13 protein-coding genes are annotated in these 15,123 nt (G+C 70.8%); 8 read left to right on the top strand and 5 right to left on the bottom strand.

Annotation, left to right across the window (positions count from 1 at the left end; genetic code table 11):
- Positions 1-43 precede the first annotated feature (43 nt).
- Genes SALPAC6_RS0110290 through SALPAC6_RS0110275 form a run of 4 tightly spaced genes read left to right on the top strand, consistent with a single transcriptional unit; the run spans position 44 to position 3,865 of the window.
- Positions 44-988: an ABC transporter permease gene (locus SALPAC6_RS0110290; RefSeq protein WP_018253336.1), complete on the top strand. Its 945-nt coding sequence runs from the start codon at positions 44-46 to the stop codon at positions 986-988.
- Positions 985-1,863, top strand: a complete 879-nt coding sequence (locus tag SALPAC6_RS0110285) for an ABC transporter permease (RefSeq protein WP_018253335.1) — start codon at positions 985-987, stop codon at positions 1,861-1,863. Before SALPAC6_RS0110290 ends, SALPAC6_RS0110285 begins: the two co-directional genes overlap by 4 nt.
- Positions 1,860-2,846 (top strand): ABC transporter ATP-binding protein, encoded by a 987-nt coding sequence (locus tag SALPAC6_RS0110280; RefSeq protein WP_018253334.1) that lies wholly within the window; start codon positions 1,860-1,862, stop codon positions 2,844-2,846. Before SALPAC6_RS0110285 ends, SALPAC6_RS0110280 begins: the two co-directional genes overlap by 4 nt.
- Positions 2,843-3,865 carry an ABC transporter ATP-binding protein gene (locus tag SALPAC6_RS0110275; protein ID WP_018253333.1) on the top strand — a complete coding sequence of 341 codons (1,023 nt, stop codon included), beginning with the start codon at positions 2,843-2,845 and terminating at the stop codon, positions 3,863-3,865. The genes SALPAC6_RS0110280 and SALPAC6_RS0110275 overlap by 4 nt, the downstream gene beginning before the upstream one ends.
- 240 nt (positions 3,866-4,105) lie before the next feature.
- Here SALPAC6_RS0110275 and SALPAC6_RS0110270 read toward each other — a convergent pair whose 3' ends face one another.
- A complete protein-coding gene (locus SALPAC6_RS0110270) occupies positions 4,106-5,359 on the bottom strand; it encodes an MFS transporter (RefSeq protein WP_018253332.1) in 1,254 nt (417 codons plus the stop codon).
- 72 nt (positions 5,360-5,431) lie between these two features.
- On the opposite strand from SALPAC6_RS0110270, the gene SALPAC6_RS0110265 reads away from it, so the two are divergent.
- The gene (locus SALPAC6_RS0110265; RefSeq protein WP_018253331.1) at positions 5,432-6,337 is read left to right on the top strand and encodes a LysR family transcriptional regulator; all 906 of its coding nucleotides are present in this window, start codon (positions 5,432-5,434) and stop codon (positions 6,335-6,337) included.
- Between the two features lie 59 nt (positions 6,338-6,396).
- Here SALPAC6_RS0110265 and SALPAC6_RS0110260 read toward each other — a convergent pair whose 3' ends face one another.
- Positions 6,397-7,098, bottom strand: a complete 702-nt coding sequence (locus SALPAC6_RS0110260) for a cation transporter (RefSeq protein WP_018253330.1) — start codon at positions 7,096-7,098, stop codon at positions 6,397-6,399.
- Positions 7,095-7,475, bottom strand: a complete 381-nt coding sequence (locus SALPAC6_RS0110255; RefSeq protein ID WP_018253329.1) for an ArsR/SmtB family transcription factor — start codon at positions 7,473-7,475, stop codon at positions 7,095-7,097. The genes SALPAC6_RS0110260 and SALPAC6_RS0110255 overlap by 4 nt, the downstream gene beginning before the upstream one ends.
- 237 nt (positions 7,476-7,712) lie before the next feature.
- On the opposite strand from SALPAC6_RS0110255, the gene SALPAC6_RS0110250 reads away from it, so the two are divergent.
- Together SALPAC6_RS0110250 and SALPAC6_RS0110245 are read left to right on the top strand one after the other, a co-directional pair.
- Positions 7,713-8,129 carry an SCP2 sterol-binding domain-containing protein gene (locus SALPAC6_RS0110250; protein WP_018253328.1) on the top strand — a complete coding sequence of 139 codons (417 nt, stop codon included), beginning with the start codon at positions 7,713-7,715 and terminating at the stop codon, positions 8,127-8,129.
- Complete coding sequence (locus SALPAC6_RS0110245; protein ID WP_026189515.1) at positions 8,126-10,201, top strand: amylo-alpha-1,6-glucosidase; 2,076 nt, start codon at positions 8,126-8,128, stop codon at positions 10,199-10,201. The genes SALPAC6_RS0110250 and SALPAC6_RS0110245 overlap by 4 nt, the downstream gene beginning before the upstream one ends.
- Positions 10,202-10,265: 64 nt before the next feature.
- Here SALPAC6_RS0110245 and SALPAC6_RS0110240 read toward each other — a convergent pair whose 3' ends face one another.
- Both SALPAC6_RS0110240 and SALPAC6_RS0110235 read right to left on the bottom strand, forming a co-directional pair.
- Positions 10,266-11,120, bottom strand: a complete 855-nt coding sequence (locus tag SALPAC6_RS0110240; protein ID WP_018253326.1) for an alpha/beta hydrolase family protein — start codon at positions 11,118-11,120, stop codon at positions 10,266-10,268.
- A gap of 157 nt (positions 11,121-11,277) precedes the next feature.
- Positions 11,278-12,552: an SGNH/GDSL hydrolase family protein gene (locus SALPAC6_RS0110235; RefSeq protein WP_018253325.1), complete on the bottom strand. Its 1,275-nt coding sequence runs from the start codon at positions 12,550-12,552 to the stop codon at positions 11,278-11,280.
- A gap of 425 nt (positions 12,553-12,977) precedes the next feature.
- Here SALPAC6_RS0110235 and SALPAC6_RS0110230 point away from each other — a divergent pair, with 425 nt between their 5' ends.
- Positions 12,978-15,086, top strand: a complete 2,109-nt coding sequence (locus SALPAC6_RS0110230) for a DNA gyrase/topoisomerase IV subunit B (protein ID WP_026189514.1) — start codon at positions 12,978-12,980, stop codon at positions 15,084-15,086.
- The last annotated feature ends 37 nt before the right edge of the window (positions 15,087-15,123 follow it).

Below are 15,123 nucleotides of genomic sequence, written 5' to 3'. Positions count from 1 at the left end.
GGACCTTCCTGGTGATGCTCAGTGAGTTGACGGGTCACCCCAGGTGACCCGCTTCATCCTGCGCCGGCTGCTCCAGTCCGGCATCGTTCTCCTCGGCGTGACGTTGGTGGTGTTCCTGCTGCTGCAACTCGTCCCCGGTGATCCGGTGCGGGTGGCGCTCGGCACCCGCTTCGACCCCGAGACGTACGAGGCGCTGCGCTCGCGGGCGGGGCTGGACCAGCCGCTGCCGGTGCAGTACGCCAGTTACGTCGGGCACGCGTTGACCGGCGATCTCGGAGTCAGCTTCCGCAGTGGTCGGCCAGTGACTGAGATCGTGTTGGAGCGGCTGCCCGCGACGCTCTCCCTGGCGATCACCGCGGTTGTCTTCGCGCTCTTGGTCGCCTTCCCGTTGGGAGTGCTCTCGGCCCTGCGTAGCGGCTCGGTGTTCGACCACGCCGCGCGGGTGTTCAGCCAGTTCGGAGTCTCGGTACCCGACTTCTGGATGGGCATTATGGGCATCCTGCTCTTCGCGGGGGTGCTGGGTTGGCTTCCGCCCTCGGGTTACGTGGCCCTCACCGAGGATCCCGTCGGCTGGGCGTCACACGTGGTTCTCCCGGCGGTCACGGTCGGCCTGGTCACCGCGTCGATCTTGACCAGGTTCATCCGATCCTCCGTGCTGGAGGTGCTCGCTGAGGACTATGTCCGCACCGCCGAGGCGAAGGGGCTACCCACCCGCGTGGTGGTGGTGCGGCACGTCCTGCGGAACGCGCTGATCCCGGTGGTCACCGTCGTGGCGGTGCAGCTGGCCAGCCTGCTCGGCGGCGTGATCGTGATCGAGGTGCTCTTCGCCTGGCCCGGGGTGGGCCGACTCACCTACGACGCGGTGCAGGCCCGGGACTATCCCGTGCTCCAGGGGGCGATCCTGCTCGTGGCGGCGCTGTTCCTGTTGGTCAACCTCCTGGTGGATCTCCTCTACGCTCGCCTCGATCCGAGGATTCGGGTGCGATGAGCGGTAGCGACTCGACGTCGCGCCGGGCGCTGGTGGCGCTGGGCCGCGACCCGTTGGCCGTGACCGGTGGTGTGGTGCTCGTCCTGCTGGTCGTGGCGGGCCTGGCCGGGTCCTGGCTGGCCCCCGCCGGCATCAACGAGGTGGATGTCGACCGGATGCTTCAGCCGCCCAGCTGGGCGCACCCCTTCGGCACCGACGAACTCGGTCGGGACGTACTCAGCCGGGTCCTGGTCGCCGCCCGCGTCTCGCTTCAGGTCGGCGCGGTCAGCGTGGGGATCGCCCTGCTGGCGGGCGTGACGCTGGGGCTCTTCGCCGGCTACTACCAGGGATGGCTGGACAACGTGCTCATGCGCTGCATGGACGTGTTGTTCGCGTTCCCGGTCCTGCTGCTCGCGGTGGCCATCGTCGCGGTCCTGGGACCGGGGCTGAGCACCGCGATGGTCGCGATCGGTGTGGTCTACACCCCGATCTTCGCCCGGGTGACCCGCGCGGGGGTGCTCTCCGTCCGCGAGCAGGTCTTCGTCCGGGCGGCAGTCGCCACCGGGGCATCGGATCTGCGCATCATGCGTCGGCACGTGCTGCCCAACATCGCGGCGCCGCTGATCGTCCAGACGTCGCTCTCGCTGGCCTTCGCGATCCTGTCCGAGGCGGCGCTCTCCTTCCTCGGGTTGGGGGTGCAGCCGCCCGAGCCGGCCTGGGGCCGGATGCTCTACGACGGGCGCGGATTCGTCACCGACGCGTGGTGGCTGGGTTTCTTCCCCGGTGCCGCGATCTTCCTCACCGTCCTGGCGTTCAACCTGGTCGGAGACGCGCTCCGGGACGTGCTCGACCCGCGCCAGCTCACCGTCAGTGAGGCGAGGAGGAACGCCGGATGACCAACGAGACCGTGCTCTCCGTCGCGGACCTGACCGTGACGATCGGTACCCGCCGGGGAGCGGCCCGCGCGGTCGCCGGCGTCGACTGGTCGGTCCGGGCGGGGCAGACGCTGGCCCTGGTCGGTGAGTCGGGTAGCGGCAAGAGCATGAGCGTGCTCGCCGCCACCGGGCTCGCCCCCCGCGCGGCCCGGGTCACCGGAGACGTCCGGCTGCTCGGTACGGACCTCGCCACGCTGTCGGCGGCAGGTCGCCGGCGGATGCGGGGGCGGCACGTCGGCTTCGTCTTTCAAGACCCGATGACCTCGCTGAACCCGGTGCTGACCGTGGGCCGTCAGATCGGTGAGGCCAGCGAGGTCCACCTCGGGCTGACCCGGCGGGCCGCCCGGGCCCGCGCCATCGAGATGCTCGAACTCGTCGGCATCCCCTCCGCCGCCGAACGGGTGGACGCCTACCCGCACCAGCTCTCCGGTGGGATGCGTCAGCGCGCGGTGATCGCCATGGCCCTGGTCTGCAAGCCAGATCTGCTGATCGCCGACGAGCCCACCACCGCGCTCGACGTGACCACCCAGGCCCAGATCGTCGAGCTGGTCGCCGACCTGCAACGGCGCCTCGGCACCGCCGTTGTCTGGATCAGCCACGACCTCGGCGTCGTCGCCGGACTCGCCGACACGGTGGCCGTCATGTACGGGGGTCGCATCGTCGAGCAGGGGACGGTGGACGCGGTCTTCGCCGAACCGGCGCACCCGTACACTGCGGCGTTGCTCGCGGCGCGGCCGGACCCGGACGCGAACGTCACCGAACTGGTCACCATCCCGGGGACGCCGCCCAGCCCGCTGGAGCTCCCCAAGGGGTGCGCGTTCTGGCCCCGCTGTTCGGTTCGGGGGGACAGCCGCTGCGAGCGGGAGTTGCCGCCGTTGGTGCCGGTCGCGGCGGGACACCAGGTCCGGACCTTCTATCCGCGTCAGACTGGGGAGGACCGATGACCGGGGAGAGCGGGGCCACCGACGTGGTCGCGGGGCTGACCGACCTGGCGGTGTGGTTCCCGACCCCGGCGGGGGTGGTCCGCGCCGTGGACGGGGTGTCCCTCACGGTACGCCGCGGCGAGACCGTCGGTCTGGTCGGTGAATCCGGCAGCGGCAAGTCGACGACCGGGCTGGCGCTGCTGCGTCTGGTCGAGCCGACCGCCGGTACGGTCCAGGTGGCGGGGCAGGACGTGACCCGCTGGTCGCGGCGGCGGTTGCGCCGGTTGCGCCGCCGCGTCGCCATGGTGTTCCAGGATCCGCAGGCCTCCCTCGACCCGCGGCACACCGTCGGGGCGAGTATCGCCGAGCCGCTGGCCGTGCACCGGCTCGCCGCCAGCGGCGCGGCCCGGCGGGACCGGGTAGCCGAACTGCTCGACCTGGTCGGCCTGCGTCGCGATCTCGCCGAACGGCACCCGCACGAACTCTCCGGCGGCCAGCGGCAGCGGGTGGGCATCGCGCGGGCGCTCGCCGGTGAGCCGGATCTGATCGTCCTCGACGAACCGATCGCCTCCCTGGACCTGAGCGTGCAGGCACAGATCATGAACCTGCTCCGCGGGCTGCAGCGAGAGCTCGGGCTGACCTATCTCTTCATCGCGCACGATCTCGCCGCCGTCGAGCACATGAGCGATCGGGTGGCCGTGATGTACCTCGGCCGGATCGTGGAGAGTGGCACCCCGGCGCAGATCTGGCGGGAGCCCGCCCACCCCTACACCGCCGCCCTCCTGTCGGCGGTGCCGGTGGCCGACCCGCCGGTGCAGCGTAGTCGCCAGCGCATCATCCTGGCCGGTGAGGTCCCGAGCCCGATCGACCCGCCCACCGGCTGCCGGTTTCGGACACGGTGCCCGCAGGCCCGGCCCGACTGCGCCCAGACCGACCCGGTGTTGGTCGAGATCGGCTCCGGGCACGAGGCGGCCTGCCTCTTCGCCGGCGAGGCGGTACGCGCGATGCGGGCACAGCCCGTCAACGCCTCCTCGCCATGACCGCTGCGATCGGCGCGCCACCCGATCCCACCCGATCCCATCCGAATCACCAACCAGCCCCACGCCTACATCCACGCGGGCGGCGGCCCACGTGTGCGCGACCCTCGCGCTGAGTGACCGCCGCTTGTGGGCGCTGGGCTGGCACCACCTCCGGAGTACCACCCGGTTCCTACGCCACGACTTGGTCCGGACCTGGCCCGCCGCTCGTCGGTGAGGTCGTTACCACTTGCCACCTGAAGCTCAGCAGACGGCCGTGCGGGCATCCGCTGTCGACGGCTTGCTGGTGACGGGCTTCCAGGCCCACCCTGCCCCGACGATTGCGGCGGCGATCTGGAGGAGCCCGGTGGTCAGGAGTACGGCCTCGGATCCGGCCCAGCCGATCAGGGCTCCGCCCGCCAGCAGCCCCAGGGAGATGCCTCCGGAGTGCAGGACTGTCTGTGCGGTGAACGCCGCCCGGCGTTCGCGGCCGCCGGTCTGCTCGCTGATCAGGGCGTTCAAGGCGGCGATCCCCCACGGCATCGCGGCTCCGCCCACTGCGGCCACGACCGCGATCCCGGCCAGGCTCGGTGCCACCAGCGGCAGGGCGACGAACACGGCCCCGAGCACGACCCAGGAGGACAACATCGCGGGCATGCGCGGCAGGCGGTCGATGACCAACGGCACCAGCAGGGAGGCGGCCACGGATGCGGCGCCGTACCCGCTCATGCCCGCGGCGATGAGTGCGCCGGGCTGGCCGTGCTCGACCCCGAGTACGGCCAGGCCCAGGCTGAACCCGAACCAGCACACCCCGCCAACCCCCGCCATGAGCGCACCGACGGCGATCTGCGGGTGGGAACGTAGCACCGCCAGAGCAGAGACTGGCCGTTCCGGCGTGGCCGCTCCCTGAGCGCCGCCCGGCTCCTCGTGGTGTGTCGTTCCGCCGGCGGGGACGCCCAGGAAGGCGATCGCGGCCAGGGCGACCACGGCGGTCTGGCACCACAGCAGGGAGCCCGGGCCCAACACGGTCACGGCCCAGGCTCCGGCGGGTGGGGCGAAGATCATCGAGACTCGGTGGGCGAGGTCCTGCCAGGCCAACCACTTCGCTGGTCCGGTTCGGCCGCCACGGGCGACGTGTTCGTCGGCGAGGTCGGAGACCAGGGATCGTTCGGCCGGGCCCAGCAGCGCGCCCGCGACCCCGGTCACCAGGCCCGAGGCGCACAACGCGACCGCCCCGACCTGACCCACCAGGGAGGCTACGGGGATGATGGCGAGCCCGGCGGCGTTCACGCCTGCCACTACCGCCAGGGCTCGCCCACTGGTGAGGCGGTCCCGCAGCCCCTTGCCCCACCAGCCCACCGTCAGCAGGGGCAGCCCGGCCATCCCGCCGACCAGCCCGGTGGTCCAGGCCTGCCCGGTCTCCTCCAGTGCGACCAGGGGCAGAGCGACGATGGTCATCCTCGCCCCGACCCAGGTCACGAACGTGATCACGGTCAGTAGCAGCAGTCCTCTACGCACGCACCAATCCTCGGCCGCCCTCCTCCGACCGGGTAGAGATCTCTTCGCGTAGCTGGCTCATACACTGGGGGCATGAGACCCAGCCTGAAGGTCGAGGACCTGGCGCTGGTCGAGGCCGTGTCCCGGCACGGGTCGGTCGGAGCCGCGGCCAAGGAACTGCTGACCACCCAGCCCTCGGCCTCGCGCCGACTGGCCGCGCTGGAACGCCGGCTGGGGACCAGGTTGTTCGAGCGGGACACGACCGGGGCCCGCCCGACCCCCGCCGGGCGGGAGCTGGCCCGGCAGGCCGCACGCCTGCTGGCCGACCTCGACGCCCTCCCCGCCCAGATTGCCGCCGCAACGCAGGCCCCGTCGTTGAGCCTGGGCACGATCCAGGCGCTGTCCCCGATCGTGTTCACCGCCGCTCAGATCGAACTCGCCGGCGTGACGCTCCAGGCCGAAGTCGAGCACGGCCCCACCCTGATCGGCCGGGTCCACCAGGGCCTGCTGGACGCGGCGATCGTCACGATCACAGACCAGGCCGTCCTGCCGCACGGCCTCCAGACCACCGAGCTCGGGGCCTCCCCGATGGTCCTCGTCCTGCCCGCGGACACCGCACCCCTGGCCCCCGGCAAGAAGGCGTTAGCGGGAAGGGAAGTGCTGTACTCCTCGATAGATCTGGCTGGCGAGCACCTGCACGCAGGGTTGTCCGCGCTCGGAGCGCTCCCGCAGCCGGGCCCCACGATCGAGGCCACCCTGCGCATCGCCCGACACCGCAAGGTCCCGGCCGTGGTTCCCGACCTCGCGGCCCGCTGGTGGGACGACCCCACCGACCGCCTGCTGACCTCCCCGGTGCCCGGGAAGGTCAGGCTCTCGCTGGTGACCAGGCCCCCGCAACCATCTCACCTGGCACAGCTACTGCCTGCCCTGACCGCACGGATCCTGAGCATCCCGCAGGATGCGCCGGACAGGCCCGAGCTGGGCGTGGCTCGCCGGTAGCTGCGGCCCGGCAGCCCGCGCGTCCCTGGCCTGGCGAGCACGGCACCATTGGGGAGTGGCTACGACTGGGGCGTGGCCGGGTCGGGTTGGCAGCCGTCGGTGCAACTCGGTGCCGGGTCAGCGGTGGCGCGGGTGGGCGGCGCGCAGTCGTCGCACTGATCGCCTCGCCACGCCGCGATCCCTTCCCGCACCGCGACGGCCGCGATGGCGAGCGCGGCGATGGGATCTGCCCAGGACCAGCCGAGCCCGGCGTTGAGGAGCAGACCCACGAGGAGCACCGCGGAGAGGTACGTGCAGAGCGCGGTCTGGGTGGAGTCGGCCATGACGGTTGCCGAGCCGAGTTCCCGGCCGGTACGCCGCTTGGCGCGGACCAGCAGGGGCATGACGATCAGCGAGGCGACGGCGAGGCCGATGCCGACCGGGCTGGGGCTGGCGTCTCCGTCGCCGAGTAGCGAGCGCCCCGCGTCCACGGTGACCCAGGCAGCGAGGGCGAAGAACGAGACACCGATCAGTCGCAGCGCCAACCGTTCCCGCTCCTCCGGCACCCGGGAGCGGAACTGCCAGATCACCACGGCCGCGCTGGACACCTCGACGAACGAGTCGAGGCCGAAGCCGATCAGTGCGGTGGAGGAGGCCGCCGCGCCGGCGGCGATCGCGACCACGCCCTCCAGGAGGTTGTATCCGGCGGTGGCGTAGGCCAGCCAGAGGCTGCGGCGGGACAGGAGCGCGCGCCGCTGGGGGGTCAGGGTGGAGGTGTTCACGCGTCGTCTCCTCGAACCGTGGACGAGCCGTATGTCGGGCAGAGTGCGACTGCTTCGCCGGTGGCGGCGAGGAGCTGTTCCGCCGAGCGCAGCAGGGCGGGCAACTCCGGCCGGGCCAGCGCGTAGAACGACTGGCGGCCCTCGACCCGGAAGTCGATAAGTCGACAGTCCCGCAGGCAGGACAGGTGTTTCGAGACGGTCGACTGCGCCAGTTGTAGCTCGCGGGTCAGGTCCACCACCCGGGCCTCGCCGCGGGTCAGTCGGAGCAGGATGGCCAGCCGGGTTGGGTCGCCGAGGGACCGGAACAGTGCGACGGCCGGCGTGAGGTCGGGGGAGCAATCAATCGCCACGCAGCGATGATAGCACTGCTGGTGCATCACTCGTGTCCTGGTCGGGTCGTGGGTCGCGGTGCCCTGGTCGGCGCGGCCTCGTAACCGGAAGAGAGCGCTCTCTCGGCGTTTCGGTAGACAGCTTGGACGAGTGTGGGGGTTGACCCCGCTTCCACCGGGTGAGCAGGCCGGAGGGAGAGGGCCGATGGCCACGGGTTCACCCGCCGCGGGTGAACCCGCCTCACCCGAGCCGGTGCGAGCCTGCCAGTAAGGGAAGGGGAGCCGATGACAACGCCTGCGGCGAAGCTGATCGGCCGGCTCGAATCCGGCCGCCACCCGGACCTGCCGGAGAGCACGTCCGGCACGGTACGGCTGGATCTCCGCGAGGACGGCCGGACCGAACACTGGCACCTCACCATCGCCGACCAGCAGGTCCGCGTCGACCAGCGCGGCGACGACGCTGACCTGGTGCTGCGGGCCGACCGGGCGGTCTTCGACCGGATCGCCACCGGAGCGCTGCACCCCGCCGCCGCGCTGGGCCGCAACGACCTCACCGTGCACGGCGACATCCGACTCTTTATGATGCTGCGCCGGCTCTTCCCCGGCCCGCCCAACGCGCGGCACCCCCGGGAGGCGGCTGACTCGACTCCGGCCAGGGCCGGGGCGGCCAACTCCGGCCCGGCCGCCGGGAGCCAGCGGTGAGGCAGGAGCGGGTGCACGTGATGGCGGGCAACGCCTTCGCCATCAGCGACGCACAGGGAGACGTGGAGGGTGACCCCACGGCTCCGACCGGGCTCTTCTCCTGGGACACCCGGTTCCTCGCACACTGGGTGCTGCGGATCGACGGCGAGCGGCTCCAGGCTCTCTCCCGCGACGATGTGACGTACTTCGAGACGCGCTTCTTCCTCGTCCCCGGTACCGCCAGCCACTACGTTGACGCCGACGTCTCAGTGATTCGGCACCGGTCCCTCAACGACAGCTTCAACGAGCGGTTGATCGTGTTGAACCACTCGCCCGAGCCGGCGGAGCTGACCGTACGGATGGAGATCGGCACCGACTTCGCCGACATCGCCGATGTCACCAAGCCCGGCTCCGTCCGGGACCGGCGAGTCGAGGTCGTCCCCGACTCGCAACTACGGCAGCTCCGGCTGCGGTACCGGCGGGAACGCTTCGGCCGGGAGGCGGTGGTGACCAGCACCGAGCCCGTCGAGGTAGACGAGCGTGGGATGACCTTCCGCGCTCAGATCGAGCCGCACGGGCAGTGGGAGACCGACCTGCACGTCGGCATGACCGTCCGGGGTGAGGGCGACCGGGATATGCGGGCCGACCTGGCGACCCACCGACTCCACGTGCACCGGGACATGCGCGAGGACCTGCGTGGGTGGTTGGAACGGGCACCCACCCTCGTTACCGACAACAACTCGCTACAGGGGACGTACCAGCGGAGCCTGGTCGACCTCGCGGCGCTGCGCTACGAGCCGTTGTCCTCCCTCGAGCGAATGCCGGTGGGCGGCCTGCCCTGGGCGATGTCGCTCTACGGCCGGGACGCCCTGGTCACCTGCCTACAGACGCTGCCGTTCACCCCGGAGCTGGCACCGGTGGTGCTGCGCCTGCTGGCGCTGCTGCAGGGCGGCCAGCTCGACGACACCTACGAGGAGGAGCCGGGAAAGATCCTGGCCGAGCTGCGGTACGGCGAAGCGGCTGCCTTCGGTCACGAGCCGACCACCATGTACTACGGCGCCGCCGACACGACACCGCTGTTCGTGATCCTGCTCGACGAGTATGAGCGGTGGTCCGGTGACACCGACCTGGTGCGGGAACTGCGCCATCCCGCTCGGCTGGCGCTGGACTGGATCGACGAGTACGGCGACTCGCTGGGCGACGGGTACGTGCGCTACCAGCGACGGAACCGCCACCAGGGACTGGTCAACCAGTGTTGGAAGGACTCCGCCGAGGCGATTACCGACCGGGACGGCCGGCAGCCGGAAGCACCCAGGGCGACCTGCGAGGTGCAGGGCTACGCGTACGCCGCGAAGCTGCGGGGTGCCCGGCTCGCCCGCCAGGTGTGGGGCGACCCGGAGTACGGGGATCGGCTGGAGCGGGAGGCGGCCCAGCTGAAGCAACGGTTCAACACCGACTTCTGGCTGGCCGACCGGCAGTACTACGCCTTGGCGCTGGGCCCGGACGGTGCGCCCGTGGACGCGCTGACGTCCAACCTCGGCCACCTGCTGTGGAGCGGCATTGTGCCGGCGGAGCGGGCCGGGGCGCTCGCCGAGCACCTCCTCGGTCCGGACCTCTTATCCGGCTGGGGAGTCCGCACGCTGGCAGCCGGACAGCGGGTCTACAACCCGGTCGGTTCGCATCTGGGCGCCGTCTGGCCCTGGGACAATGCCATCGTCGCCAGCGGCCTGCGCCGTTATCACTTCGACGCCGAGGCGGCCCGAATCGCCGACGGGATGTTCGCCATGGCGGCGCGGATCGGTGGCCCGGCACCGGAGGTCATCGCGGGCTACCCGCGGACCCTGACGAAGTATCCGGTGCAGCTCCCGATCGCCGGCCATCCGCAGGCATGGTCCTCCGGTGGACTGCTGATGCTGCTGGCAACCGTGTTGGGGCTTCGCCCCTGCGGCGACGACCTACTGGTGCGCCCGGCGTTGCCGGCGGGCCTCGGGCAGATCGAGCTGCTTGACATTCCGGGGAAGTGGGGTCGTTCGGATGCCTATGGTCGGGATCGCGCCGACGGTGTGCCGACTCGCCGGCCCGGACTGAGCTGACGCGGCCGGGCGAGCCCGCCCGGCCGCGTCTTGGCTATCTGCATCCCGCCTGGCCGCGTCCCGGCTACCCCTGGGTCGCGAACCGGGCGATTCGGGTGGCCAGCGGGCTCGCTGCGGCGCGTGTCCAGTTGAAGTGGTCGAGTCGGCTGCCGTTCGGCTCGGCCCGGTGGCGCTCGCGGGCGATGGGAGCGCTGGTGAGTTTGGCGCAGAGGTGGTCGAGGGTCTCGTGTGGGGTGTACTGGTCGTTATCCACGCTGACCGCCAGTACCGGCGTGCGGAGGTGACGCAGCGCCGCCTCGGCGTCCACTCCGTCCAGTCGGGGGAAGCAGCCGGTACGTGCGGTGTAGGCCCAGTCCCGGACCACCCCGCGCGCCTGCCGGCCGCCGAAGCCCCAGCCAGGCCAGACCCCGAGCAGTCGGGTGGTGGCGGCGATCGTCTGGGTGAACGGGAGGACGCCGTAGCCCCGTGCTCCGGGCGGATAGGTGCGCCACCAGGGCAGCCCGACGGCGACCAGGGCCAGACCATCCACATCGTGCTCAGGGTTCAGCGCTAGGTGCAGCAGGGCTGTCTGGCCGCCCAGGGAGTGTCCGAGCAGGAGGGTGCGCCGGCCCTTCCGGTGTTCCTTCAACGCCGCCAGCACCGCGCCGACATCGGTGGTCAGCTCCGCGTACCCGTAGCGGCAGCGGCGGCTTGGGCGCGGTGTGCTCGCTCCGGTGCCGCGGAGGTCGGCGACCGCGACGGCGAGTCCGGCGGCGCGGAGCGCGGTGGCGAACGGGCGGTAGTATCGCGCGGAGACGCCCATGGCGGGGGAGATCAGCACCAGCGGGGCGTCGGCGGTCTCCGCCGGCTCCGGATAGATCTGCAGACCGAGGCGGGCTCCGTCGACTTCGACGAACTCTTGCTGGTAATCCGCATTCACCAGCCCAATCTACGGTTCGGACCTACCGACAGGTAACCAATCGGTGAGTGTCGTCACGTAGATCTGGGCCGGGTGGCATCGGCGCACCGGGAAACACCGACGCCTCGCGGATTCGTTCGGTGCACGGACCCGCGAGGCGTCGGGGTGCGGGTAGGCGTCAGCTCACCGTGATCGTGCCGTTCGGGGAACGGACACAGGAGACCTCACGGGAGCTCGTGGAGACGGCGCCGGTCAGGCACTGCCCGAGCACCAGGTGACCGGCGGCGTTCGGGTGCCACGACTCCTGACACGTGTGGAAGTAGTCCACGCAGGTGTTGGCGATCCGGCTGATGTCGAGCTTGTCCGCCCCTTCGAGGCTGGTGACGTAGGTACCGGTGGGTCCATCCATCAGGCGGACGGCGGTGGCGAGAGCCTGCTGCGGACCGTTCGTCGTCTCACAGAGCCGGGCGCCGTCGAAGGCCTGCTGCACGTTGAGCAGGACCACGTCGGCGTGGGGGAACTCGTCGGTGACATCGGTGTAAACCTCGCTCACCATGCTGCCCAGACCCTGCGAGAAGCGGTGGCCGGGGGCGAGGCTGGCGCGGTGGATCGGGCATCCGGCCGCGTACCGTTCGCGGCCGAGGGCGCGGAACTTGTCCCGCGTGTCGTCGCGGTTGGCCTCGGTCCAGTAGGCCTGGGCCAGCTCCTCCGGCAACGGGTTCGTGTAGTCCTGGAGGACGACCCGGTGTTCGCCGTCGGCGTCAACCTCGGCGAGCGTGCTGAGGACCTGCCGCACCGCGGCGCTGGTCTCCGCGGTCGCCGCGGCGAGCTCCGTGGCGGTCGCCAGGTCGGCGTCGGAGCAGGGATCCTGCTCCACCAGCCAGGGATGCGCCCAGAACTCCCACCAGCCGGTCCAGGCGTCGGCGATGAACCGGTTCGCGCACTTTTCGGCCACCTCGCCGAAGGTGAACGAGCTGTTGTTCGAGCCGATGCCGACGAGGACCAGGTCGATGTCGTGGGTTTGGGCCACCGCACGGAGCTGGTCGAGCTGGGCGGCGACCTGGCGCCCGTTCGTCCGGTCGGCGGAGGCGTTGGCGAAGTCGGCGGGCTGTCCGCCGGAACAGGCGAGGTTGAAGCGGTTCTCGATGCCGGGCAGGTTGGCCCGGTGGAGTGAGGCGTTCGCCGAGCGGTGGCAGAAGTAGGCCTCGCTGTTCGACGCGGTCCATCCCGGGAAGGTGCTGGTCTCCCCGTTGATGTCGATGACGGGAGAGTATGCCCCGGCGCCCTCTCCGCTGATGAAGCTGTCTCCGAGCGCTACCGCGGCGGTGGGTGGTGCCTCGGTCGGAGCGGTGGATGGTGCTTCGGCCAGGGCCGGCGATGCGACTGTCGCAGAGACTGTGGCCGTGGCGACGGCGATTCCCGCCGCCAGGACGGTACGACCCAATCTGGACATCTGATGATCACCCCTATCGACATGTGAAAGATCCTCTGGGTGTGGGATCAGATCACCTCTTCTGCATGGGCGTCAATGATTTGCGGTCGCAAGCTTTTGATGGTGAAAGATTTTCCCAGGTCAACACAGTGGTGTGGGATGCCCGGCTGGGCGGGGCCGCTACCGACCGGAGGTCACCGGACGAACCGTCGGGGTGGTGCCGGTGGCGGGGGAGCGGGACCTGAGCTGCCGGGGAGGGTGTCGGCGGTCCGGCGCTCGCGGGTGTCGGCTCCTGCGTGGCGGCGCCCGGGATGACTGTCGCCTGGGTCACGGCCGGAATCGCCCGGCGGCCCGACCCGTTACTCCGGGTGGTGGCCGGGCGAATGGGCCCGGCGGGGCCCGTCGGGGCCTACGGCTAGGCTCGCTGCGGCGTGCCGCGCCGACCAATACCTGTCGTACGTGGCACCATACCCGCCGAGACCTGGGAGTGCGACCAGTTGACCGCAGAGCCTGAGACCCTGTATGAGGCCGACGACCTCACGCATCTCGAGGGACTGGACGCTGTCCGTAAGCGTCCAGGGATGTACATCGGCTCGACGGACAGCCGTGGCGTGGGTCACCTCGTCAACGAGATCCTCGACAACTCCACCGATGAGGGAGTCGCCGGTCACGCGACCTCCATCGAGGTGACGCTGCACGCCGACGGGTCGGTGCAGGTGGACGACGACGGCCGCGGTATCCCCACCGACGTGCACGCGAAGTCCGGAATATCGGGGGTCGAGCTGGTGCTCACCCGACTGCACGCCGGTGGCAAGTTCGGCGGCTCCGGCTACAAGACCTCCGGCGGCCTGCACGGCGTCGGCGCCTCGGCGGTCAACGCCCTCTCCCGCCGGTTCGACGTGACGGTGCGTCGGGGCGGCAAGATCCATACGATGTCGTTCCGGCACGGTGTGCCAGGCGCGTTCGACGGCGACGGGCCGCAGGCGCCCTTCACGGCCGGCCCCGGCCTACAGGTGGTCGGTGCGGCGAAACGTCAGCAGCGCACCGGCACCTCGATCCGTTACTGGTACGACCCGCGCTACTTCGAGGTCGGCGCCACGCTGGACGTCGACGCCGTACGGATGAAGCTGCGCAACACCGCCTTCCTGGTCCCCGGGGTCAGCTACCTGCTGCGGGATCACACCGGAGCGGAGCCGGTCGAGGAGCGGTTCCACTACCCCAACGGCCTGACCGACATGGTGGACTTCCTCGCTCCGGCCGGCGATCGGCCGGTCTCCGGCACCCTGCTGGTCCGCGGCGAGGGGGCGTACCGGGAGAACGCCGCCGACGCCAACGGCGTGATGCAGGCCAATGTGCCGCGACGCGCCGAGGTGGAGGTGGCGTTCCGCTGGGGCACCGGTTACGAGCGGACCGTGGAGTGCTTCACCAACACCATCCGCAATGCGCACGGCGGCACCCACCGCAAGGGCTTCGAGCGGGCCCTGACGCGGACCCTCGCCGAGGCCATCCGAAATACCCGTGGCCTGCTCAAGGCCAAGGAAGACCCGCCCACGCTGGACGACATCCTCGAGGGCCTGACCGCGGTCGTGCACGTGCGCATCCCGGAGCCGCAGTTCACCTCCCAGACCAAGGATGAGCTCTCCACCGCCGGTATCACCAAGGTTCTTCAGCGCCTGGTCGAGCAGCACCTCAAGACCTGGCTGGAGGAGCGCAAGACCAAGACCGAGGCGCGGACGGTCCTCCAGAAGATCGCCGACGCCGCCCGGGTCCGGCTCACCCAGAAGCAGCAGAAGGAGGCGGCGCGGCGCAAGACCGCCCTGGAGGGCGCGTCGATGCCGGCGAAGCTGGTCGACTGCCGGTCGACCGGGGTGGAGCGCAGCGAGATGTTCATCGTCGAGGGGGACAGCGCCCTCGGCACGGCGCGGTTGGCCCGCTCGTCGGAGTACCAGGCGTTGCTACCGATCCGCGGCAAGATCCTCAACGTGCAGAAGGCGAACCTTCAGCAGGTGCTGGACAATGCCGAGTGCGCGGCGATCGTGCAGGTGCTGGGGGCCGGGTCGGGGCGCACCTTCGACCTCTCCGCCGTGCGGTACGGCCGGGTTCTGATCATGGCCGACGCCGACGTGGACGGCGCGCACATCAGGACGCTGCTGATCACGCTCTTCGCCCGGTACATGCGGCCGTTGATCGAGGCCGGCCGGCTGTACGCGGCGATGCCGCCCCTGCACAAGATCACTACGAAGGGGCGTAAGCCGCAGACCATCTACACCTACACCCAGGATGAGATGGAGGCGACTGTCCGGCGACTGGAGCGGGCGGGCAAGCAGATCGTCACTCCGATCCCGCGGTTCAAGGGTCTGGGCGAGATGGACGCCGACGAGTTGTGGGAAACCACGATGAACCCGGCCGGGCGGGCGGTCCGCCGGATCACGCTGGAGGACGCCGAAGAAGCCGAGCGGGTCCTGGAACTGCTGATGGGGGAGAAGGTGGAGCCCCGCCGGAACTGGCTGATCGCCTCCGCCGACCGGGTCGACCGCGAGGCGATCGACGCATGAGACCCGGACCGGCCGCGGATCGCGCGGGCACCGGCAC

The organism is Salinispora mooreana, from assembly GCF_000379065.1.
GTDB classification, from domain to species: Bacteria; Actinomycetota; Actinomycetes; order Mycobacteriales; family Micromonosporaceae; genus Micromonospora; species Micromonospora mooreana.
Note: the sequence above shows the minus strand (reverse complement) of the source record. Positions and strands in the feature narration are given on the sequence as shown.

Coding starts and splice junctions, on each gene's coding strand:
- SALPAC6_RS0110285 (WP_018253335.1), top strand. CDS start 985: ATGAGCGGTAGCGACTCGACGTCGCGCCGGGCGCTGGTGGCGCTGGGC.
- SALPAC6_RS0110275 (WP_018253333.1), top strand. CDS start 2,843: ATGACCGGGGAGAGCGGGGCCACCGACGTGGTCGCGGGGCTGACCGAC.
- SALPAC6_RS0110255 (WP_018253329.1), bottom strand. CDS start 7,475: ATGCACCAGCAGTGCTATCATCGCTGCGTGGCGATTGATTGCTCCCCC.
- SALPAC6_RS0110250 (WP_018253328.1), top strand. CDS start 7,713: ATGACAACGCCTGCGGCGAAGCTGATCGGCCGGCTCGAATCCGGCCGC.
- SALPAC6_RS0110235 (WP_018253325.1), bottom strand. CDS start 12,552: ATGTCCAGATTGGGTCGTACCGTCCTGGCGGCGGGAATCGCCGTCGCC.
- SALPAC6_RS0110280 (WP_018253334.1), top strand. CDS start 1,860: ATGACCAACGAGACCGTGCTCTCCGTCGCGGACCTGACCGTGACGATC.
- SALPAC6_RS0110265 (WP_018253331.1), top strand. CDS start 5,432: ATGAGACCCAGCCTGAAGGTCGAGGACCTGGCGCTGGTCGAGGCCGTG.